General features: G+C 36.2%; 11 protein-coding genes and 5 pseudogenes. 7 read left to right on the forward strand and 9 right to left on the reverse strand.

Going from position 1 to position 21,064, the window contains the following annotated elements; translation table 11 throughout:
* Nucleotides 1-93: 93 nt before the first annotated feature.
* Together CHV_RS05335 and nth are read right to left on the reverse strand one after the other, a co-directional pair.
* Nucleotides 94-970 (reverse strand): annotated as a pseudogene (locus CHV_RS05335) (IS982-like element ISCca4 family transposase).
* Nucleotides 971-1,128: 158 nt separating this feature from the next.
* Nucleotides 1,129-1,815, reverse strand: a complete 687-nt coding sequence (nth, locus tag CHV_RS03430) for an endonuclease III (RefSeq protein ID WP_223245681.1) — start codon at nucleotides 1,813-1,815, stop codon at nucleotides 1,129-1,131.
* Between the two features lie 171 nt (nucleotides 1,816-1,986).
* On the opposite strand from nth, the gene CHV_RS03435 reads away from it, so the two are divergent.
* Nucleotides 1,987-2,631, forward strand: coding sequence for an alpha/beta hydrolase (locus tag CHV_RS03435; protein WP_034577374.1), 645 nt, complete (start codon nucleotides 1,987-1,989; stop codon nucleotides 2,629-2,631).
* 203 nt (nucleotides 2,632-2,834) lie between these two features.
* Here the strand turns inward: CHV_RS03435 and CHV_RS03440 are convergent, their stop codons facing one another.
* Nucleotides 2,835-4,055, reverse strand: a complete 1,221-nt coding sequence (locus CHV_RS03440; RefSeq protein ID WP_034577376.1) for an MFS transporter — start codon at nucleotides 4,053-4,055, stop codon at nucleotides 2,835-2,837.
* Between the two features lie 77 nt (nucleotides 4,056-4,132).
* Nucleotides 4,133-7,018, reverse strand: a complete 2,886-nt coding sequence (gene secD / locus CHV_RS03445; RefSeq protein ID WP_034577378.1) for a protein translocase subunit SecD — start codon at nucleotides 7,016-7,018, stop codon at nucleotides 4,133-4,135.
* Between the two features lie 415 nt (nucleotides 7,019-7,433).
* Between secD and CHV_RS03450 the strand changes: the two genes are divergently transcribed.
* The 4 genes and pseudogenes from CHV_RS03450 (at nucleotide 7,434) to CHV_RS03465 (ending at nucleotide 10,722) form a co-directional block, all read left to right on the forward strand.
* The gene (locus CHV_RS03450; protein ID WP_034577381.1) at nucleotides 7,434-8,570 is read left to right on the forward strand and encodes an ankyrin repeat domain-containing protein; all 1,137 of its coding nucleotides are present in this window, start codon (nucleotides 7,434-7,436) and stop codon (nucleotides 8,568-8,570) included.
* A gap of 81 nt (nucleotides 8,571-8,651) precedes the next feature.
* Nucleotides 8,652-9,399, forward strand: a pseudogene (locus CHV_RS05340) (IS5 family transposase).
* Nucleotides 9,400-9,505: 106 nt separating this feature from the next.
* On the forward strand, nucleotides 9,506-9,649 hold the full coding sequence (locus CHV_RS05615) for a hypothetical protein (protein WP_156933597.1): 144 nt from the start codon (nucleotides 9,506-9,508) through the stop codon (nucleotides 9,647-9,649).
* The gene (locus tag CHV_RS03465; RefSeq protein ID WP_034577384.1) at nucleotides 9,637-10,722 is read left to right on the forward strand and encodes a mechanosensitive ion channel family protein; all 1,086 of its coding nucleotides are present in this window, start codon (nucleotides 9,637-9,639) and stop codon (nucleotides 10,720-10,722) included. Before CHV_RS05615 ends, CHV_RS03465 begins: the two co-directional genes overlap by 13 nt.
* Nucleotides 10,723-10,815: 93 nt before the next feature.
* On the opposite strand, the pseudogene CHV_RS05760 reads toward CHV_RS03465, so the two are convergent.
* Nucleotides 10,816-12,027, reverse strand: a pseudogene (locus CHV_RS05760) (trans-sulfuration enzyme family protein).
* A gap of 352 nt (nucleotides 12,028-12,379) precedes the next feature.
* Here CHV_RS05760 and yihA point away from each other — a divergent pair.
* Nucleotides 12,380-12,985 (forward strand): ribosome biogenesis GTP-binding protein YihA/YsxC, encoded by a 606-nt coding sequence (gene yihA / locus CHV_RS03475; RefSeq protein ID WP_034577386.1) that lies wholly within the window; start codon nucleotides 12,380-12,382, stop codon nucleotides 12,983-12,985.
* A 73-nt stretch (nucleotides 12,986-13,058) separates the two neighbouring features.
* Here the strand turns inward: yihA and CHV_RS03480 are convergent, their stop codons facing one another.
* Nucleotides 13,059-17,225 (reverse strand): translocation/assembly module TamB domain-containing protein, encoded by a 4,167-nt coding sequence (locus tag CHV_RS03480; protein ID WP_130721372.1) that lies wholly within the window; start codon nucleotides 17,223-17,225, stop codon nucleotides 13,059-13,061.
* 1,006 nt (nucleotides 17,226-18,231) lie between these two features.
* Entirely contained in the window at nucleotides 18,232-19,107 is an 876-nt protein-coding gene (locus CHV_RS03490) for an IS982-like element ISCca4 family transposase (protein ID WP_034576256.1), read from the reverse strand.
* A 234-nt stretch (nucleotides 19,108-19,341) separates the two neighbouring features.
* Here CHV_RS03490 and CHV_RS03495 point away from each other — a divergent pair, with 234 nt between their 5' ends.
* Nucleotides 19,342-20,229: an Rpn family recombination-promoting nuclease/putative transposase gene (locus CHV_RS03495; RefSeq protein ID WP_034577391.1), complete on the forward strand. Its 888-nt coding sequence runs from the start codon at nucleotides 19,342-19,344 to the stop codon at nucleotides 20,227-20,229.
* A 143-nt stretch (nucleotides 20,230-20,372) separates the two neighbouring features.
* Here the strand turns inward: CHV_RS03495 and CHV_RS03500 are convergent.
* A pseudogene (locus CHV_RS03500) lies at nucleotides 20,373-20,666 on the reverse strand (transposase); the annotation flags it as partial.
* Between the two features lie 28 nt (nucleotides 20,667-20,694).
* Nucleotides 20,695-21,064, reverse strand: a pseudogene (locus CHV_RS03505) (transposase); the annotation flags it as partial.

Below are 21,064 nucleotides of genomic sequence, written 5' to 3' on the forward strand. Positions count from 1 at the left end.
TCTAAGACTGATTACAAGAAAAGTATTCTTAACATCATCACAATCACATAAATTAAAACCTATATAACTAATAACGTGAGTTTCGGATTAGACTTATTGTAAACCAGTTGTATATATATTATCTATAGCCGGTTTTTTCTCTTTTAGTGAATAAGCTGTAATACCAGCTATTAAATTGACAATAAAATTAGGTATACTTCTATGCCTGGAGTGTTCTATCTGACTAATATTTTTAAGCTGATCGATAATGGTTTCAATGATAGATCTCTTTCGAAGCATTAGCCTATCCCAGATAGGCATGAAAGCATTTTTCATATTTTTTCTGATTTGAGTAATCAGTTCTATGCCTTTTCCCATAAGTTTTTCAAATAATTCTTTACTCAAGTAGCCTTTATCAGCAAATACTTTTCCGATCAAATTTTTACATAAGTTTTCTACTGGCCATCTATCATTGGACTTACCTGTAGTAAGAGAAAAATTCATAATTTCTCCTAAATCATTGACAATCAAGTTTAATTTGATTCCGTAAAACCATACCAGTAGTAGTTTTACCTTTACTAGCAATTGTCTTAAATACTTTATGAGCATAAGCTCTTTTTATATTACAAACCTTTATAGCGGTTGAATCCATAAAATAACAGCCTGTTCTCGTTTTAGAAAGACTTTGAGAAAAAAAGTAAAATGGAACTACTGTTCTTTGAACTAGGGATATAAATCTACTATAGCTTACTAACTTGCAAAAGTCATTAGAATGAAATTGTTGTAAATGAATATAATACAACTTAAAATTTCTAAAGCCAATTACATGAAAAGCAATTAATATTGTCATTATTTCGCTCAAAATCAGTGAACATGTTCTAGTAGGTTTTCTATCTGAAGTAGGTAACAAATGTGATTCCATATAAGGCATAAATTTTATAAGAAATTCATCAACAGCGTAATATATTTCAACTAATTTTGATACATTCATATCCGGCTCCTTTGGTTTTTATGATTATTTTTCAATCCCACAAATTTAAAACACAAAGGAGCTTTTTATACTCTTTTCTTAATTTCTAATCCAAAACTGACGTTAATAGAAAACATATCCACTAAGATTTTAAACGAAAAGCTTAATTTAACCGTTTTTTAAAACAAATGCGGCAGAATCATATTTTTTGTAACTATTCTTGATAGTAGGTACAATAGATTTTTAATGGGGCAGATGGTACAATTGGGGTTACGTGCTTTGCAAATATACCTACCATGTAATATAAGCCAGTGGTGGGCATGTTTCCGCCACTTTTGGTCTATGACTGCTAATAACTCTTGTTCTACTTTCTCTGGTGTTATACCTTTTGCTAGTCCAATCCTTTTGGTTACTCTAAATACGTGGGTATCTACCGCAATAGTTGGCTGGTTAAATAGGCAGTTTAATACCACATTGGCTGTTTTTCTGCCTACGCCTGGTAATTGTATCAGTGCCTCAAAGTGGTTGGGTATACGGCTATTATAATGGTTGATCAATAGATTAGATAGTGCTATAATATTTTTGGCTTTATGGTTAAATAACCCAATGGATCGTATGTATTGTTTTAATGTTTCTTCTCCAAGGTATACCATTTTCTCTGGTGTATCAAATCGTTCAAATAAAGGTTTGGTTGCTATATTTACCGATAGATCGGTAGCTTGTGCGGATAATAGTACTGCTACTAATAGAGTAAAATCATTTTTATACATAAGTTCTGTGGTAGGATTTTTATTTTTATGACTAAAAATTTCAAAAATTTTGTCAACTATTGCTTGTTCCATAATATATTTATGTAAAAGGATCATATGGTTAGATGGCTGTTAGGAAACAGTTATATATGCTTTATGTATTAGTAGAAAAGTGCAGATGTAAGTTTTCGCTAATCGAGTATCCTGGACCCATATTACATGTATCAATAGCCGCTGGCATATATTAAAGCGCTTACCTTATAAATTTAGCATAATAGCACATCAATAATGAGTAATTTAATACATCCTGAAGTATATAGTAAAGTATCACCAGCAAAAAAATTAGTAGTATTGTTACATGGTGTAGGGTCTAATGGCCATGATGTAATCAAATTGGTTCCATATGTTAAAGATCATTTACCAGATTGTCATTTCATAGCACCACATGGAATAGAACCATATGATATGGCTTCGTATGGGCGACAATGGTTTAGTCTACAAGATCGAACGTCCTATGTAATGAAAAGATTGTTGGGCAGGAATGTGCCATCGGTTAACGACCTTATTAAACAAAAACAAATAGCGCTAAGTGTTACCAATAAAGAGACTATTATAGTTGGATTTTCACAGGGGGCTATGATGGCCATCTATTTAACCCTTGTAGAGATGGAGCCCTTTTTATGTACAATAGGATTTTCTGGGTTGCTAGTAGCCCCTCCATCATGCATCAACACCATGACACCCATTTGTTTGATTCATGGTATGTTGGACACAGTAGTAACCGTAGATGCTATAGACCATGCCAGAAAATATTTGTCTGGTCATAATATACCCTGTAGCACGCATAAACTAAAAGACCTTGCTCATTCAATAGACCATAGGGGTTTAGACATTGCTGTTGATTTTATCAAAAAAAGTGGCTTAAAGAAATAAATTATCTGTCTAGTTTTTATTCCTTCTTTTATCTAAAAAGGTCATTTTTCAAAGAGTAGGAAAACGCTTCTGTAAAAGGTTGTAATATACAAAGATGGCTTACAGGTAAAAAAGCTTAATTAATATTTTGCTTTTGATCAAGCAAAAAGTAAGGTCTAAATCTTCGTTTTACCACTGACCTGAACAGCTATTATTATTTTGTATTATTTTGTATTATTTTTTTTGCACAAGGATGCTAGATATATTTTAGTAATGGGTTTAATCATACCCAGTGAAAGTAAAGAGCATAAAACAAAACCAACAAACGGAGGGGCTATGCCCCATAAAGGTGGAAGGACTATCCAAAATGGTATCAAAGAGCCAACCCCATAAGCAAAAGACTTTACCACTGCATCCCCCACTAAAATCACATGGGCCAGCTTTTCCTTTTTAGTCAAAGCTTGACCTATAATTGCAATAGCGGTTCTAAATAAATAAAGTCCCATGCCATAGAGCAATGCAGTGGCCTGAAGATAGTATGGCTCTGTCACATAAAAAGCGATAGTCGAAGCCAACACAATAAAGACAGGGCTAATATTAAAAAACCCAATGATCCATTTGGGTTTTTTTCTTAAGATCCATGAACCGCATATGCCACTTACAATAAAGCCTAGATGGATCATACTGATACTATAGCTATGTAATGTTGCATTGACTTGGCTATCGCCTTTGGCAATCCTTGCTACTAAAATAGGTAACCCAACGGTATAGGCAATAGTGGCTATGTAATTCACCAGACGAAAACTAGTGATACGCAATAGTCCAGAATTTTGAACGATTTCTTTAAAACCGGTCAACACACCAAATGGTTGTGGTACGATTGTTTCTGCACCAATATCTGCCACGCGGCATAACTGCCAAGGTATGATGCGTAAAATGTAAACAAAGCTACAAAGCAATAAAACTGCCTTCAATCCTATCATGGCTAATAAATTTTTCGCCAATATAGGTGCTAAAACATTAAAACATTGTAAAAAAATTTGAAAATTAGAAAAAAAGAAAGGCCTATCATCGGACCCTATTTGTTTACTCATAAAAGCAAGACCATTGGAATGTTCAATACTCATGATACAAGCCAGCGCCCATAATGTAAGGATCCAGCCTCGTAGATGTACACTACCATATACCGACAAAGCTAATAAGGTCAAGGTGGCCGATAAAAGGGCACCTATACCTATGGTATAGGCAGAAAAACGTTTTAAAAAAAAACCTCCAATTAATCCAGCTGAACCAATCCCTAATAAGCTAGCCGGCTCCAAATAAGCTGCAGAAATACCAGTGGTATCTATTTCAAACAAAGTAATTGCAAAGCTAGTCCCTAATATCGTGGGTACGATGCTACCCAGGCCGTTTAAGACCATATAAATAGGAATAATTTGTTTCATCTTCATAGATATACGTTTCTTTATTTGGATTATGGTGGCTATAATAGGCAATTATACCATCAATTTTGGGTATTGGACTACTGTTTAGTAACAGAAGGCTTACGGCCAAAATCTGCTAAAAGAGGGGCTGCAATGCAGATGGAAGAATAAGTGCCAAGTAATACACCTAGTGTTAAGGCAAAAGAGAAGCCCTGCAAGGCAGCGCCACCAAAGAAAAAAAGCACAACAATAGCTAATAATGTTGTAAGAGAGGTAATAACTGTTCTACTCAGCGTTTCTCTAATCGCATCATTAATTATGTGAGGGGTTATATCCATAGCCTTGTTGGCTAATTTTTCCCTTATTCGGTCATAAATAACCACTGTATCGTTTATAGAATAGCCAATAACGGTCAACATCGCTGCTAAGAATACTTCATTTACTTCATAGTTGAGGCCAAAACCGCGTGCTATACAAAAACCAGCTATAACTGCTAAAGCATCATGTACAAGGGCTACTACAGCTGCTAAGCCAAATCCCAGTCTTCTAAAACGAACCTTAATGTAAAAAAATATGCCCAATATAGCAAGTAATATAGCTCTTTGTGCACTCTTTTGGACATCATGTGCCACAGTAGCTCCTACTCTAGTAGTGCTTGTAATGTGAAAATAATTACCAGTTAATAGGTTATTGTTTTCTCCTAATTGAGTTAATTCTTTTAGTGTAGCAACCAATTTATCGTGTACTTTTTTATCGGAGGTAATCCCATCTTTATCACGCAAATAGCTAGTAGTAATCTGCATTACATTATTGGCACCATAGGTACGCACTTCTACACCTTCTTTGTATCTATTTGACAGTTTTTCCTTGAGTAAAGAAGCATCGATGGGTTTACAAAAATGGACTGTATAGGAACGACCACCTGCAAAATCTACGCCCAAAGTAAGTCCTTTATAGTAGTAAAAGCAGAAACTACCAACGGCTATAAATAATAAGGAACATAGGTAAAAACGGTAACGATTTTTAATAAAATCAATTTGCACATTTTTAAAAAGTCTAGGTAGGGTTGGATAAGAAAAGGTCAAATTGGGTGTTGGGTAGGTATCCATAAAGAAGGCAAAAATCAACCTTGTAATAAAGATAGAAGTAAAAATGGAAGTGACGATCCCCAGCATTAAGATAAGAGCAAAGCTACGAACTGGCCCTTGACCCAGGTAATAGAGTATGGCGCCAGCAAGAAAAGTGGTAATATTGGCATCAATAATAGAGCCATATGATTTGGTATATCCACGTTGAATAGCCTCTTTTATAGATACTTTTTGTGCCAATTCTTCGCGTATTCGTTCAAATATTAAAACGTTGGCATCGATAGACATACCAATCGTAAGGACAAGACCAGCAATCCCAGGTAGGGTTAAAGTGGCCTCCAGTTGTGCCAAAATAGCCACCATAAAAAGCAAATTCAATAACAGGGCCACATTGGCTATTATACCTCCTTTTGCATAATAAATCAACATAAAAAGTAGTATCAACCCTAAACCCACAGCTGTAGCCATAAGTCCTTGACTTTGGGCTGCCTTACTTAAACTTGGTCCCATAATCGCTTCTTCAACTACTCTAAGTGGCGCTGGTAACGCACCGGTTTGCAATACACTGGCCAAATCTTTAGCTTCTTCTAAGGTAAAATCGCCAGTTATCTGAGAAGCACCATTTGGAATTTCTTGGTTGACTACCGGTGCAGTGTATACCCGATCATCTAAGGTTATAGCGATGCGTTTACCAATATGATTGGCAGTAATGCGTTTCCAGATACGTGCACCTTGCTGGTTCATTTGTATCATTACGACTGGCTTGCCATTTTCAGCAAACGATTGGGTCGCATCGGTAATAATATCTCCTTTTAAAAGTGGTTCATTAGCGCTGGATGATTGGATCGCATAAAGCACAACTGCTTTTGTGCCATCGGCTAAGGTTATTGCTTTTTTATCCCACATCCAAGTAATGTTTTTAGGTAATAAAGCTTTAACCGCTTTGCTGCCTAGTATGGCATCTATTTGGTCCATCTCTTCAAGAGCGTATACCAACCTATAAGGGAAAGTATCTTTGCAAATCCTTTTAATTATCGATTCCTTCGGCAGACGTTGCATTTTTTCTCCCTCTGTAAGCGTTTTGGGAAGGGTTGCCAATATGGTTGCTTTTTCTTTATCAAGTAAGAAATTATTCACAGATTCTAGTGGCGGACCATACGCATCGGCTTCTGCTACGGCCCAGAAACGCAATTGTGCAACACCTTGTAGTAACTTTTTTACCCGTTCCGGGTGGGTAACACCTGGCAATTCAATTTGAATTCTTTCACTACCCGGTAGCTTTTGCATAGTGGTTTGTGTAGCGCCAAATCGATCCAGTCTAGCACCTATAATGGCAAGAGAATGGTCCAGTGCCTTTGAAATAGCTTGATCAATTGCCTTTATAATATCATTTTCACTAGAAAAACTATAACCAGCCACTTGGGCAGTAGCAAAAATATCCTTTAGGTTTCCATTTGGGTTGAGCCTTTTATAGGCAGCTACAAAAAGTTTACCAAAAGAGGCCGTTGTACCTTTTTCTCTCTCTTGCTGTGCCCACTGGAGTGCTTCTAGAAAAAGAGGATCTGTAGGATAAGCAGCCAATCCTTTTACAAGTTCGGCTGGCATAACCTCCATCGTTACCTGCATACCTCCTTGCAGGTCTAAACCTAATTTCAAGGAACGCTCTTTTACTTCTTCGTAGGTATAGATAGTGCCCAATAAATTGCAAACTGGTTTCTTCCATATATTCATCAAATAGGCCTGACTTTTATCAAAGTCTACTCTGCCCTGTTCATCCATTGCTTGTTTTGCTGCGTGCCGTTGCACGCGGTAGTCTATAAACGTAAAGGAAAGATAATAAAGGGAGAGCAAGGTAGTAACAATGGCCAGAAAAAGTACTATTTTTTTAGATTTCATTGACTCTAAATCGATTAATGGATAATTAAAAGCAAATATATTTTCTTTAATTTATTAAACCAAATGTGGTTTGAAATAGAGGCAATCTGAACAGGTGCACTATCATTTTCCGTAATCTTAAAAAAGTGTATTTTGCTCAAAACTAAAAATCAGAACCCTAAAAAAGAAAATCGACTAATCACCAGGTATTTTTCTAGTCTATTCTGTTTTGGATTGTATCTATTTTTTGTTATCCTTATCATGCAAAGGCAAAATAAAGCTTTCCGTATAATGGTTTTTTATAGGCAAGGTTGGGTTTACGCTGATTGAAGCAGTAAGTAGACTAGTAATAGTCAAAGGTTTATAGTATTGTAGTCGTGCTGCTTTGGTCTTTATGATAGAATATGTTCTTATTATTTAGCTAAATATCATTTATATGAGAAAAATAAACGGTAGGGTAGGCCTATGCATCGGTCTATTAAGTTTAACTACCTTATCTGCTTGTCTACAGACTAGGCAAGGAATGCATAGACCTACTTTAGGTAACGCAAAAAGGAGCTACAATAGGAACCAAAAAAAATACATAATGGGTGGCGCCTATGCCGCATTGTTGGCTACAGCAGCCGTTTCTGGTGGTATACTATATGCAAACAGCTCATCATCGTCCATTATACCCGGAGGGAATGGTACCAACGTTACGCCTAGGCTTCCCTATATACCACCCACCACTATACCGGAAGAAAAAAGTAGCAACGTTACGCCTAGGCCTCCCTATATACCACCCACTACTATACCGGAAGAAAAAGTCACCAACGTTACGCCTAGGCCTCCCTATATACCACCCACCATATCCCTGCCAGGTAGTGTCAATGTTACCTGTCCAATATCGAAGATGGAAAAGCGGAATCCAGAATCATGTAAGAGTGGGACATCAGGTTATATTAGATGCCTGATAGAAAATGGTGGAGATTTGGATGAAAAAAATGCGGAAGGGAAAACGATTTTAATGGATGCAACAATAGGAGGTAATGTAAATAATACTGAGTTATTAATAAACTGCGGTGCAAATTTAGAAATACAAAACCATGAAGCAAAAAATAGAACTGCTTTAATGTATACAGCTCAGTATGGCAGCCTAGATTGTGCCAAGTTATTGTTAGACAGAGGGGCAATGTTAGAAGCAATAAATCATAAAAAACAAACTGCTTTGACGCATGCAGCAACACAGGGTCGCGAACGTATTGTGCAATTGTTTATAAACCGAAAAGCAAATCTGGATGCACAAGATAACAGAGGAAAGACTGCTTTGATCCATATAGCAACCTATAATAATAAAGACCATATAGTAAAATTATTGATAGCCAACCACGCAAATCTCGATATACAAGATTATCAACAACGGACTGCTTTAATCCATGCAACAATACATAATAGGCCAAACCTTGTTAGGCTATTAGTAGATAAAGGGGCAAAGCTACATTTGAAAGATAAAGAAGGTAGAACTGCTTTGATGCATGCAGAAAAACGAGGTTATACAGATATTATTAAGCTATTGAAGGAAGCTTCTAGATAGTGTCGTCATGAAATATTTTGTATATTAGGTTTGTAGTTCGTATTATATTTTTAGATTAATAAGATCAATTATATTCCTAAGATGTCTAAATGGATTCATCGTCATGATATTTCAGACAAAGTATGGTCTATTTTATCACCTCTACTTCCAGGTCAACAAGGAGGTTGGGGAGCTGTTGCCAAAGATAATAGGCTGTTTATTAATGCAGTATTTTGGATTTTACGTACAGGATCTCCTTGGCGTGATCTTCCATCTAGCTATGGGGATTGGAAAAACACCCATCGTAGATTTTCTCGCTGGAGAGATAATGGTATATGGGAAAGGATCTTAGAGAGACTAATTAATAATCCTGATTTTAAATGGCTTATGATTGATTCTACTTATATAAAAGTACATATGCATGGAACGGGTGCGAAAGGAGGAAACCAATCTATGAGTCGAACAAAAGGGGGCTTAATACGAAGCTACATTTGGCCGTGGATGCGTCTGGTATGCCGGTCAGAGCTATTATCACAGAAGGTACCAGAGCTGATTGTAGCCAATCTACATATCTTATTGAAGGGATAACTCCAAAGCATTTGTTAGCAGACCGCGCCTATGATACCGATAAAATCATTAAATATGCTAGAGAAAAAGGTATTGTTCCTGTTATCCCTCCCAAAAAAACAGAAAAATAAAGCGTGATTTTGACAAAAATCTATATAAATTCCGACATCTTGTTGAAAATATGTTTCTCAAAATTAAGCAATGGAGAGGAATCTCCACTAGGTATGCAAAAAACACAGCATCATTCTTGGCAGCTGTCCAAATTAGATGTATCCATCTATAGGCTAACTTCTTATGACGACACTATATAAGCAAACTAGTACTTAAATCGTTAAGCATTACGTCATAATTTATGTCGTTAATGATTACTTATCCTTAAACGTATCAATATGGAAACCATCCGTAAAGATCCTGGCTATATGGATCCAACGATCCATGAAAATAGATCTATTTTAAGTCTGTCAAAGGTCTATTTAATCAAGGAAGGTATACAATACAATGGCGTTATAGCAACAAAAAGATGGATCTTATAAAAAAATATCCAGGATCAGATCAATTCGATACTGGCTTGTATCACTTTTTACCAGAAGCATTTTGTAAAAAACAGCTATTTAACTTTGAGATGTGGCAATACATTTTATGTATAGGTTGGGCCCTTATGATTTGGCTTACCTATAAAATTATGCCTTATTGCTTGAAACTTATACTATACAAATGGATCCGGAACGCCAATAGTAGTTTTCATAAAAAAACATTGGATATAGAACGGTTGTTGATTGTAGTGGTAAATATATACTTTTTAAAGCAAGGGCTTACCGTGTTCCAATCTAAATGTTTAGACTCTTTGATCAATCGCATCATAGATGCTTGTACTTCATTTGTAGGAATGTGTTTGGCCTATAAATGCATCAATTTAATACAATATAGGCTAAAAATTGACAAAAAACATCATAAGCTTATGATCCATATTTTGCCCCTTTTTAGCATAACTGCTAAAATTATTGTAGGGATTGTGGGTTTGATAAAAACAGTTGAAAACCTTGGATTTAAAACAGAATCCTTCGTGCAGGCACTTTCTTTTAGCACACTGGGTCTTGGTTTAGCTTGTCAAGATACAATTAAAAACCTGTTTGGATCATTGATGATTACAATGGATCGACCTTTTAGTGTAGGTGATGAAATTGTTTCTGGAGCCATTCGTGGGAAAGTAGAAGAAGTTGGATTGCGTTCCACTTTATTGCGTACGAGGCAAGGATCTTTGGTTTACATACCAAATTCAAAATTGGCCGATGCCTATATTGATAACTTTGGCAAAAGAACGGCACGAATGGTTTGTATAGAAGTGCCGATTGGGTACACCGTATCTTTAGAATCGTTGCAAAGCTTTACAAAAGCATTACGAAAAATTGCTGATGCGCAACCATTGGTACAACCAGAAAAAACAACTATATACCTTGACAAAATGAATGAAAATGGATTTATAATTATTTTTAATTTCCATTTAGATACTACTGAAAGCAGTCTAGAACATGCCTGTAAAAATAGGGTCATAACGCTTATCTTAGAACTTGCCCATCAACTTGATATACCCTTAGGAAGGATATGATACGCCGTTTTTGCTTCTTGAAAGAACAGGGTACCAGGTGGCTATAAAAGTAGCCTAACTTACTTTTAAGTTGGTACCATGATCTGACTGTTTTTACAGTTCACTAAGCGTTGCATCCAGTGCATAAATCAAATCTTTCCCATCTTCAATTCCACAAGATACACGCATAAAACCTTCGCTTATACCAATGGATTGCAATTGTGTCGCATCCATTGTTCCATTGGACATTACAATCGGATACGAGATCAAACTTTCTACGCCACCTAAATTGGCGCCAAAACTCCATGGACGACGCAGTGACTGTATAAATTTGCTACTGGCATCTGCGCCACCTTTCAATACAAAGTATAACATTCCACCATGTAATCCATTTTTATGTTGTCTATCTGCCAATGCTTTTTGTGGAAAACAAAGCAATCCTGGATAGCCTACTTTTTCTATCTTAGGATGACTTGCTAAAAATGTGGCAATTTGTGTTGCATTTTTAGACTGTTCTCGTATGCGTAAGTGCATGGTCTTGATGGATTGTAAGGTAAAAAAAGCGACCATAGGACTCATAATACTTCCATGTCTATTTCTATAGGTAAAAATTTGAGGGCCATCTTTCTCAGATGCACAAGCTACTGCCCCACCAATGGTTATATTATGTCCGTCATATTATTTGGTGGTAGATTGAATAACCATATCTGCACCAAATTGCAACGGGCAAACTACCATAGGTGAGGCCAGCGTACTATCACACACATGTTTGGCACCTACTTGATGGGCCAATCGACTCACGGTGGCTAAGTCGGTCAAAGCAAGGGTAGGATTGGTAGGATATTCTGAAAAAATCAGTTTGGTATTAGGGTGTATAGCTGCTTCTATGGCTGCTAGATTTGTAAAATCTACAAAAGAAAAAGTTACGCCCAGTTGGCCAAAAAGGTCTCGGGCCAATTCTTGTGTAGTGCTGTAACAACCGTCTGGGAGGATACAGTGGTCGCCATGGCGTAAAAAAGTGGCCATAGTGGTAACAATAGCCGCCATACCCGAACCAAAACAATAGGCCACTGCTGCTTTTTCTAAAGCAGCAATCTTTGCTTCCAGTACAGCAACCGTAGGATTTCTTGAACCAGAATAGGAATGCCCTTTTTCTAGATAGGTTTCAATAGAGGCTTGTACAAATACAGATGATTGAAAAATAGGCGTAAGGATAGCACCCGTATGGGGTTCTGGCTCGACACCAGCATGTACCATTTCAGTAGCTACTTGTAAATGTTTCGTAGCCCATTTATGGGGACCAGAACAGGATAGTGGATTGGGCATGGTATAAAAAGTAATATAAAACTAGGAAAGCAATAGGTTCAAAATAGTATCTTTAAGATTGGGCGCAAATTAAAAAAATAGCTGTGAAAAGAAAAACAAATGTGCTCCTATATAAAAAATAGCATAGCCGATTACCAAGGTTATCAATAGATTGAATTGTAATAATACTACGTCTTTGGCTTACCATTTAAAGTGTATGCACGCTTCTAAACATAGGGTTGAAGCTACATCCAAAATTTTTTTAGATGCACAACGTTTAAAAAGCAATGCTAAAATTGGATAAAAAAGCAATGCATTTGGCATAAAGTGGTTGAAAATATTTAGCTTTATAGGCCAACCATCTTGATTGTATATGAAAATCCATTCCGTTCGTCTTGTATCCAGTAGTGCGGGCTACCAAACATGTCCCCGTGAGACCAGACCAGAAGTTGCTTTTATAGGTCGTTCCAATGTAGGAAAATCTTCTTTAATTAATGCGCTTTTGCAACGGAAACAATTGGCCAGAGTATCTAAAATGCCTGGGAAAACAAAACTGATCCATCATTTCTTGGTAAACAACAAAATCTATTTTGTAGATCTTCCAGGATATGGATGGGCACAAGTAGGGCGTGCGACAAAAATACAATGGGAAAAAATGTTACAAAGCTATCTTTTTCATAGACCCAATATGGTTACAACTTTTTTGTTGATGGATGCAAAAATTGGTCTTCAATCCATTGACCTTGGATGTATAGGATGGCTAGGAGTACATCACATTCCTTTTGCCATTATACTTACCAAAGCAGATAAAAAAAATAAAAGGGTGGCTCAAAAACACTATATGGCCCTAACGGCTACTTTGAAAGAAGACTGGGCCACCATACCACCTATTTTTATGGTTTCTGCACATGATAGGGTAGGACTGGAAAATCTTCTAGACTATATTCAAGTGGTTACAAAATCTCAAAATGGAGGTTAAAAGATCGATCGATTGAGTACCAAGTCTACCTGTTTTTGTTTCAAAAAAGCCTAGTCAGATAGCGAAACAGATGCTACCAAAACTTCTTAACATAACCAAAACTTATACCAAAAAGGGCCAGATTTGTGGATCCTGTTTGTAAAGGTTGTTGATAAAGATTGGCATGCATGTTGTAAACTTTTGAAATCCGATAGGAAATTTCCCAATCATTGATAAAACGAGAGTACCGTCCTAAGGTAGCGGAAAGTTTAAGATCCTCTGATAACAGTAGATAACTCACTTTAATCTTTGTTCTTTGCAATATATTTTGATCTTGATGCTCGAATTGATGTATACCTAGATCGGTTTCTATTGCTAGATTAGGATGAATGATTTTAGAGGCTATATCTTGTATTCTTTGGGAAAGCAAATCATTAATACTATTGTTTAATACAGCCCAGCCATCTATTTTTTGCTCATTATAGATGCTTTTAGCTATTATCAAACTTAAAATTTGCTTATTGAGATAGTGTTTGTCTAATAATGCCTTTGCGGCACATGCTTCTAGGGCGGTATTTAGTTCAAAATCCACACTTTTTACCGGAAAGAAAAGTTGATAAGCAATATGTGGATGGGTTAACTTTCCATATGCAGAAAGAGAAATTTTTACTGGGATAGGTCGCTTGTCATTACTTTTAGGATATAGCGCTGTTACGGATGCCATTTGGGTGTAGGATGCTTCAATATGGACCATGCCTTCTTGGGGATAACCGTTAAAATTTACTTGGCTATCTTGAGCAATAGTAAATGTTTTTTGAATTAAATTGTAAACAGAAACAGTATAGGTACCACTTTGAAAGAGGTAATTTCCCATTACATATGGCTTACGATTGGTGCCTACTTCTAGTTGAATCGCACCGGCTCCTTGGCCTTGTAAGCTATCCCTCATATTGGGATTAGAGCCAAATAATACTTGAGCCTTTACAGTGGGTTGTATGGTTAGGTCAAGGATTAATTTAATAATTGCGCCATCTTCACTTTGAGATGGCCCATCTGTTTGTTTTTTTCCTTCCTTATAAATAAACTGCACCAATTTTGTTGTATCGTTTATATTTTCTTTATCGTGTGCCACAATTGTAAAGGCGCCTTGATCAGTTGTAGCCTTTATTTTAACTAGTAAATCATAGATAGAACCTTCCATTTGTAAAGTCCCAGTAGCATATAAGTCTCCATAGAAGTCGGGATTATGGGTTCGAGTGGTATGGAGCAAATGAAAAGTTTCCATACGACCTCCAAACATTAAAGGGAATCCATTTTGTAATGCAACATATCCAGATAAGCGCATACGCCCTGACCCATCATCTCGAAAATCGAGTTGGTTCACGTATAAGCGATTCTCTCGAATCTTGATAGGGCCGGCTGTTTGGTAACAACTGTTCAAGTAGTTAATGGTAAATTGTCCTTGATCTACTCGTCCTTGGCCATTTATCTTAGGTGCACTGAGCCGACCAGTTAGTTGAAATTGACCACTTAGTTTACCCTGTATATCTGAACAAGTGGATTCAAATAAAGGATTTAGTAGCTTTAGATCCATTTGGCTAAATGTAGTGGTAATAGCTAAGTTATCAGAAGGATGGGTGGGATAATAGGCCCCTTCTATCTCTACCAATCGTTGGTCTGCTTTTTGCAGTGTGCCTGCTAACCTTAGTTTATTTTCTAATAGATTCCAATCTACCTTTGTGGAAAGGGTACCTACTACATAGTCTTGAAGGGTTGCTTCTTCTATGCGTAAGCTGCCAGTTGCCATAAGCTGGTTTCTTTGAAGATGGGCTACAAGCTTTGCTTCTATAATGCCTTTAATGGGACCTACTGTTGAAATGTAGTGTAAGGGAAGATGGCGTATCGTGCAGTATAAGGGCGTTGTAGTAGCTGATTGAGTAAGGCTACCGCCTATCCAAATGGATGCTTGACCGCTGGTTATAGATAGCGCTCCAATGGCTATAGCAGTTTTGGAAATAAAACTGGGCCCTTTTGTTTGTATGGTCCATATTTGTTCTTTAGTCGTTAGCCTAGAAGGGAGTAGCTCTATTTCTATTCCACTATCTCTAAGGGTACCTGAACAGGCTATAGATAGATGGCTATTCTGGTGGACCAATCTATTTGAAAAGATAAACTTATCTTTGTCCATCTGGAATTGAAAGTCCAGATGATCTGTTTGCATAATGGAGTGCCAATCCTGCTTGTCTGAAGCAATAAATAGTTGCACCAAGCGCTTGTTAACATCCATCAGATGATCAATCTTTAGTTTTATTTTGCTATTTGTCAAATTAAACTGCTTAAAAGAGAATGTGGACGCAGTAGGTAGCTCCAAGGAAAAATGATAATCTGTATTATAAGCAAGGTGCCCTGAAAAAATTGTAGCATCGGATATATATAGATGATTTGAAAACCAATTTAATATTGGCTTTATTTTTTTGCAATGAATGGTGTAATCTAGATGAAATCTAGCAGGCATTGCGGCCAGATGTGGCGAATTTTTAAGTCGCGCAATAAGGTACTTTGTATGACTTACTAAGTCTTTAATAGTAAATTTTCCTTGTAGCCTACCCTCTATAAGGGAAGAAGTGAGGGTAAGCAGATCTTCTTTGCCATGTTGTTGGGTATGTAGAACAAGCTGTTGGCAGGTTACTTTTTGGGTCAATCTTTGTACCATACATTCCTTTAAACCAATTGATCCACCTGGACGTTTACTTAATAAATCTTTTATTTCCAACGTAAATTGTGTACTACCTGTCAAAGGTGTCGCTATCCAACCAAGTTTTTCTGGATTTATCTGTTCAATAATGCCCTTTGCCTTTAGATAATTGTTAGGTGTTATATGATAGCGGCCAGCTAGGGTTAGTTTTGCGTTTGGATCTTTGCTATGTAAATTAAATTTTACCATAGCATTGGCCACCATACAAGAAGCCTTTATCTGCTGATAGGTATAATGGTTGGTTTCTATCTCTGTTAGATGGGTTACTGCATCTAGGGTGTTGAAGTCGTTTCCTTCCGTTTTTATGGTCAGTTTTCCAGAAAGGGCTCTAATTGGAAGAGCAGGTAGCAGAGCTGCTACAGCTACCTTATGTAAGGTTAGGCTACCAGTTACTGTTTGTATGGCTTTACCTAAATGGTGTAGGGTTAGGTCTGTTGTTATAGCACCTATGTGGGTTGCAATATGGCCCGTTAAGGTAGCTTTTTGGGTATTTCCTACAAAATTGGCATTGGTTAGACCGATGTATTGCAATCTATTCAGGGAGACCGGCATCTGCTTTTGGAGGTCACTTAGATAGACCTTACCAGTTTTTATGCAAACCTTTGCATCAACTCCATTATAGCAGCCTGTACTTTCAAAATAGCTATCTGATGAACCAAAAACCAGTTTACAATTTTTCCATACTATATCATGAGGGGTTAAAGAGACTAGACCATTTAACCTATATAAAGTATGCGCCCCTTTAAAAAAATCTGAAAACTTACTTAACTCAATGGATGATACAGCAGTTTGATGCAATACGGCCTCTAATAGAATATTTTCCTTATGGGCAAATAGAGGCAGTTGTTTGGTCTGCTTTAATGTGAGATCGCCTTGTAGGCTGCTATGTTTTGTCATCAAGTGACAATTTTGTAACACTATCCTATCGGGGGTAATGGTAAATTGGGCCATCATCTTTTTCAACACCAACGGCAGGCCATTGGTTGTTTGGTAGGAAAGCGTTTCTAAGCTACCTGAATAATGGTCCGAAACAGATTTGAAATCGTTTATAGATAGATCGATATTGGCTACGCTAATATTTTGTCTATTGACCTGATTGCGGTAATATAAGTTGATGCTATGTAGTTCAAGCTTATTAATGGATAACGCTGTATCGGATACTGGTACAAAGGGTAAAATAGCTTTATCATAAAACGTAGCCATATTGAAAAGTTGCGCTTTATTCTTTTCTAAGTAAACTGCACCTCCATCTATTGAAATAGAATGGATCATATTGGGCTTAAGCAAAAGTAAATCCAATAGATTGAGTTGACCTTTACAGCCATAAATGGAAAATAAAGGGTTGTTTTGACGATCTGTAACCCTTACGCCTACCAATGCAAACTGGCGGAACCAAGTTAATCGAAACTGATCACAGGTAATGCGGTAATCGGTAGTTTGATGAAAATAGTTGAGTAGCTTCCTAAGCAATTGTTGCTGCAAAGCAGGTATGTGGCATAAACCCATGAAAGTTACTACAAGTACAGTTAGACCGTACAAGAGCTTTTTAACTGGTTTTAAACACCATTTTTTAATTCTATTAAAAGACTTTTCTATTTTTTTCAAAACAAGTAGAAGAGGCAATACTCAAGCCATGCAGGTGCTTGTACTTATTGTAATAATAAGATTAATTAGATCCAGATCCAACCTCTAACTAGATAAGCGTTTTATGTTATGGATATTTTACTTTGATCATCAATTTTTTCATAATATGACCACGCTGCTGAAGCATGCATCCAGTTCAATCTAAGCCCAAGTAGCCTAATGAAGCAAGAAAGGTTACTTTCTTTACTTCATTATAAGCCTTTAAAGGGATCCCTTAGGGTGGTAGCGTTACGCTAACGCGATTGGATCGGTTGAATTGGATACTGAATCGATTGTCGTGGACACTCCTGGTGTGGATGGAGTGGTAGACGTAGACTGGGTAGTACTTCCTTCGGTTTCCGTGGACACTCCTGGTGTGGATGGAGTGGTAGACGTAGACTGGGTAGTACTTGCTTCGGTTTCCGTGGACACCTCTGATGTGGCCGGCACGTATAGAGTAGTAGGTGTAGCCTCCGTGCTAGTTTCTTCCGTTGCGTTGGATACCTCTTTCCTTGATGGCCTATAAGCTCTGGATAGTTCGTATGGCGTGGTAGGCGTAGACTTCGTACTATTTCCTTCCGTTGTCGTGGGCACTCCTGATGTGGATGGATGAAAGGTTGTAGAGGAAAGGTATGAAGTTGTAGTTGTCAAACTAGTACTATTTTCCTCTGGTACACTAGATGGACCTGTATATGAGGGCCAAAGCGCCCAAGTAGCAACCCCAGATGTTGCTAATAACCCAGCATAGACTCCGCCTATTATGTATTTTTTCTGATTCCTATTATAGCTCCGTTTTGCGTTACCTAAGGTAGGTCTACCCATCTCTTGTCTGGTCTGTACACAAGAAGAGAAGGTGGTTAAACTTAATAACGTCAGTTTCGGATTAGACTTATTGTAAACCAGTTGTATATATATTATCTATAGCCGGTTTTTTCTCTTTTAGTGAATAAGCTGTAATACCAGCTATTAAATTGACAATAAAATTAGGTATACTTCTATGCCTGGAGTGTTCTATCTGACTAATATTTTTAAGCTGATCGATAATGGTTTCAATGATAGATCTCTTTCGAAGCATTAGCCTATCCCAGATAGGCATGAAAGCATTTTTCATATTTTTTCTGATTTGAGTAATCAGTTCTATGCCTTTTCCCATAAGTTTTTCAAATAATTCTTTACTCAAGTAGCCTTTATCAGCAAATACTTTTCCGATCAAATTTTTACATAAGTTTTCTACTGGCCATCTATCATTGGACTTACCTGTAGTAAGAGAAAAATTCATAATTTCTCCTAAATCATTGACAATCAAGTTTAATTTGATTCCGTAAAACCATCCAGTAGTAGTTTTACCTTTACTAGCAATTGTCTTAAATACTTTATGAGCATAAGCTCTTTTTATATTACAAACCTTTATAGCGGTTGAATCCATAAAATAACAGCCTGTTCTCGTTTTAGAAAGACTTTGAGAAAAAAAGTAAAATGGAACTACTGTTCTTTGAACTAGGGATATAAATCTACTATAGCTTACTAACTTGCAAAAGTCATTAGAATGAAATTGTTGTAAATGAATATAATACAACTTAAAATTTCTAAAGCCAATTACATGAAAAGCAATTAATATTGTCATTATTTCGCTCAAAGTCAGTGAACATGTTCTAGTAGGTTTTCTATCTGAAGTAGGTAACAAATGTGATTCCATATAAGGCATAAATTTTATAAGAAATTCATCAACAGCGTAATATATTTCAACTAATTTTGATACATTCATATCCGGCTCCTTTGGTTTTTATGATTATTTTTCAATCCCACAAATTTAAAACACAAAGGAGCTTTTTATACTCTTTTCTTAATTTCTAATCCAAAACTGACGTTTATACGAACTACAAACCTAATATACAAAATATTTCATGACGACACTATCTAAATGTCATAAAGTGTGTATATTGTAATGTGTAATTATATTATATAGCTGCAATTAGAGAGAAATAGATAAAAGTGATTTATGGAAAAAATTACCCCGAAAGTAGACTTAGCTTTCAAAAAAATATTTGGAGTAGAGGAAAATAAAGATCTATTGATTGCTTTGATAAACGCTACGGTTTCAAAAGAAGATCAAGTAGTAGATGTTACGCTATTAAACCCTTACAACCCAAAAAATTTTAGAACAGATAAACTATCTATCCTAGATATTAAAGCAATTAGTGAAACAGGAAAAAGGTTTAATATAGAAATCCAAATCACAGATGAAGCAGATTATGATAAACGCGCTTTATATTATTGGGCTAAGTTGTATACAGAGCAATTAAAGGTTTCTCAGGATTATTCTACATTAAATAAAGCGATAGGTATTCATATACTTAACTTTGTATCTATAACAGATAATCAGAAGTACCATAATGTATTTCGTATAACAGAACAAGAGAGTGGGTTACCCTATTTTAGGGATTTAGAATTACATACTGTAGAGCTGACTAAGTTCAGTAAAGATCCAGATGAAGATCTAAATAGTTTATTAAAGAAAATCAAAACCTCTTTAGACATTTGGACGGCCTTTCTTACCCGTCATGATTTACTCAATAAAGATAACTTACCAGAACCATTAGCCATAGATACCCTTAAAAAAGCCTTGCATGTTTTAGATACGTTAAACTTGACCGATGAAGAAAGAATGGCTTATGAAGATCACTTGAAATGGTTAAGAATAGAATCCAATACAGTAGAAAAATATAGAAAAGAAGCAGAACAAAAAGGTAGACAAGAGGGTAGACAAGAAGGAGAAAAAGAAAAGGCTATTTCTATAGCTAGGGCTATGCTTTTAAAAGGTTACTCTACGCAAGAGATTACTATTCTTACTGGATTATCTAATTCTGATATTCAGTCTATTTCATAATATTTATCTACTTTTTAAGTGATTTTTGTAAAAATTCAATGCATTTTTTACGACCATTTTCTCTGGCGTATTGTAGGATGGTTTTCCCAAGTTTATCTGATTCATTAACTAAAATTCCTGTTAACGTGAGTTTCGGATTAGACTTATTGTAAACCAGTTGTATATATATTAGCTATAGCCGGTTTTTTCTCTTTTAGTGAATAAGCTGTAATACCAGCTATTAAATTGACAATAAAATTAGGTATACTTCTATGCCTGGAGTGTTCTATCTGACTAATATTTTTAAGCTGATCGATAATGGTTTCAATGATAGATCTCTTTCGAAGCATTAGCTTATCCCAGATAGGCATGAAAGCATTTTTCATATTTTTTCTGATTTGAGTAATCAGTTCTATGCCTTTTCCCATAAGTTTTTCAAATAATTCTTTACTCAAGTACCTTTATCACGTGAGTTTCGGATTAGACTTATTGTAAACCAGTTGTATATATATTAGCTATAGCCGGTTTTTTCTCTTTTAGTGAATAAGCTGTAATACCAGCTATTAAATTGACAATAAAATTAGGTATACTTCTATGCCTGGAGTGTTCTATCTGACTAATATTTTTAAGCTGATCGATAATGGTTTCAATGATAGATCTCTTTCGAAGCATTAGCCTATCCCAGATAGGCATGAAAGCATTTTTTCATATTTTTTACTGGATTTTCGAGTAATCAGTTCTATGCCCTTTTTCCCATAAGTTTTTTCAAATAATTCTTTACTCAAGTAGCCTTTAATCAGCAAAATCTTTTCCGGATCAAATTTTTACATAAGTTTTCTACTGGCCATTCTATCAT

It is taken from the genome of Cardinium endosymbiont cBtQ1 of Bemisia tabaci, from assembly GCF_000689375.1.
Classification (GTDB): Bacteria; Bacteroidota; Bacteroidia; order Cytophagales; family Amoebophilaceae; genus Cardinium.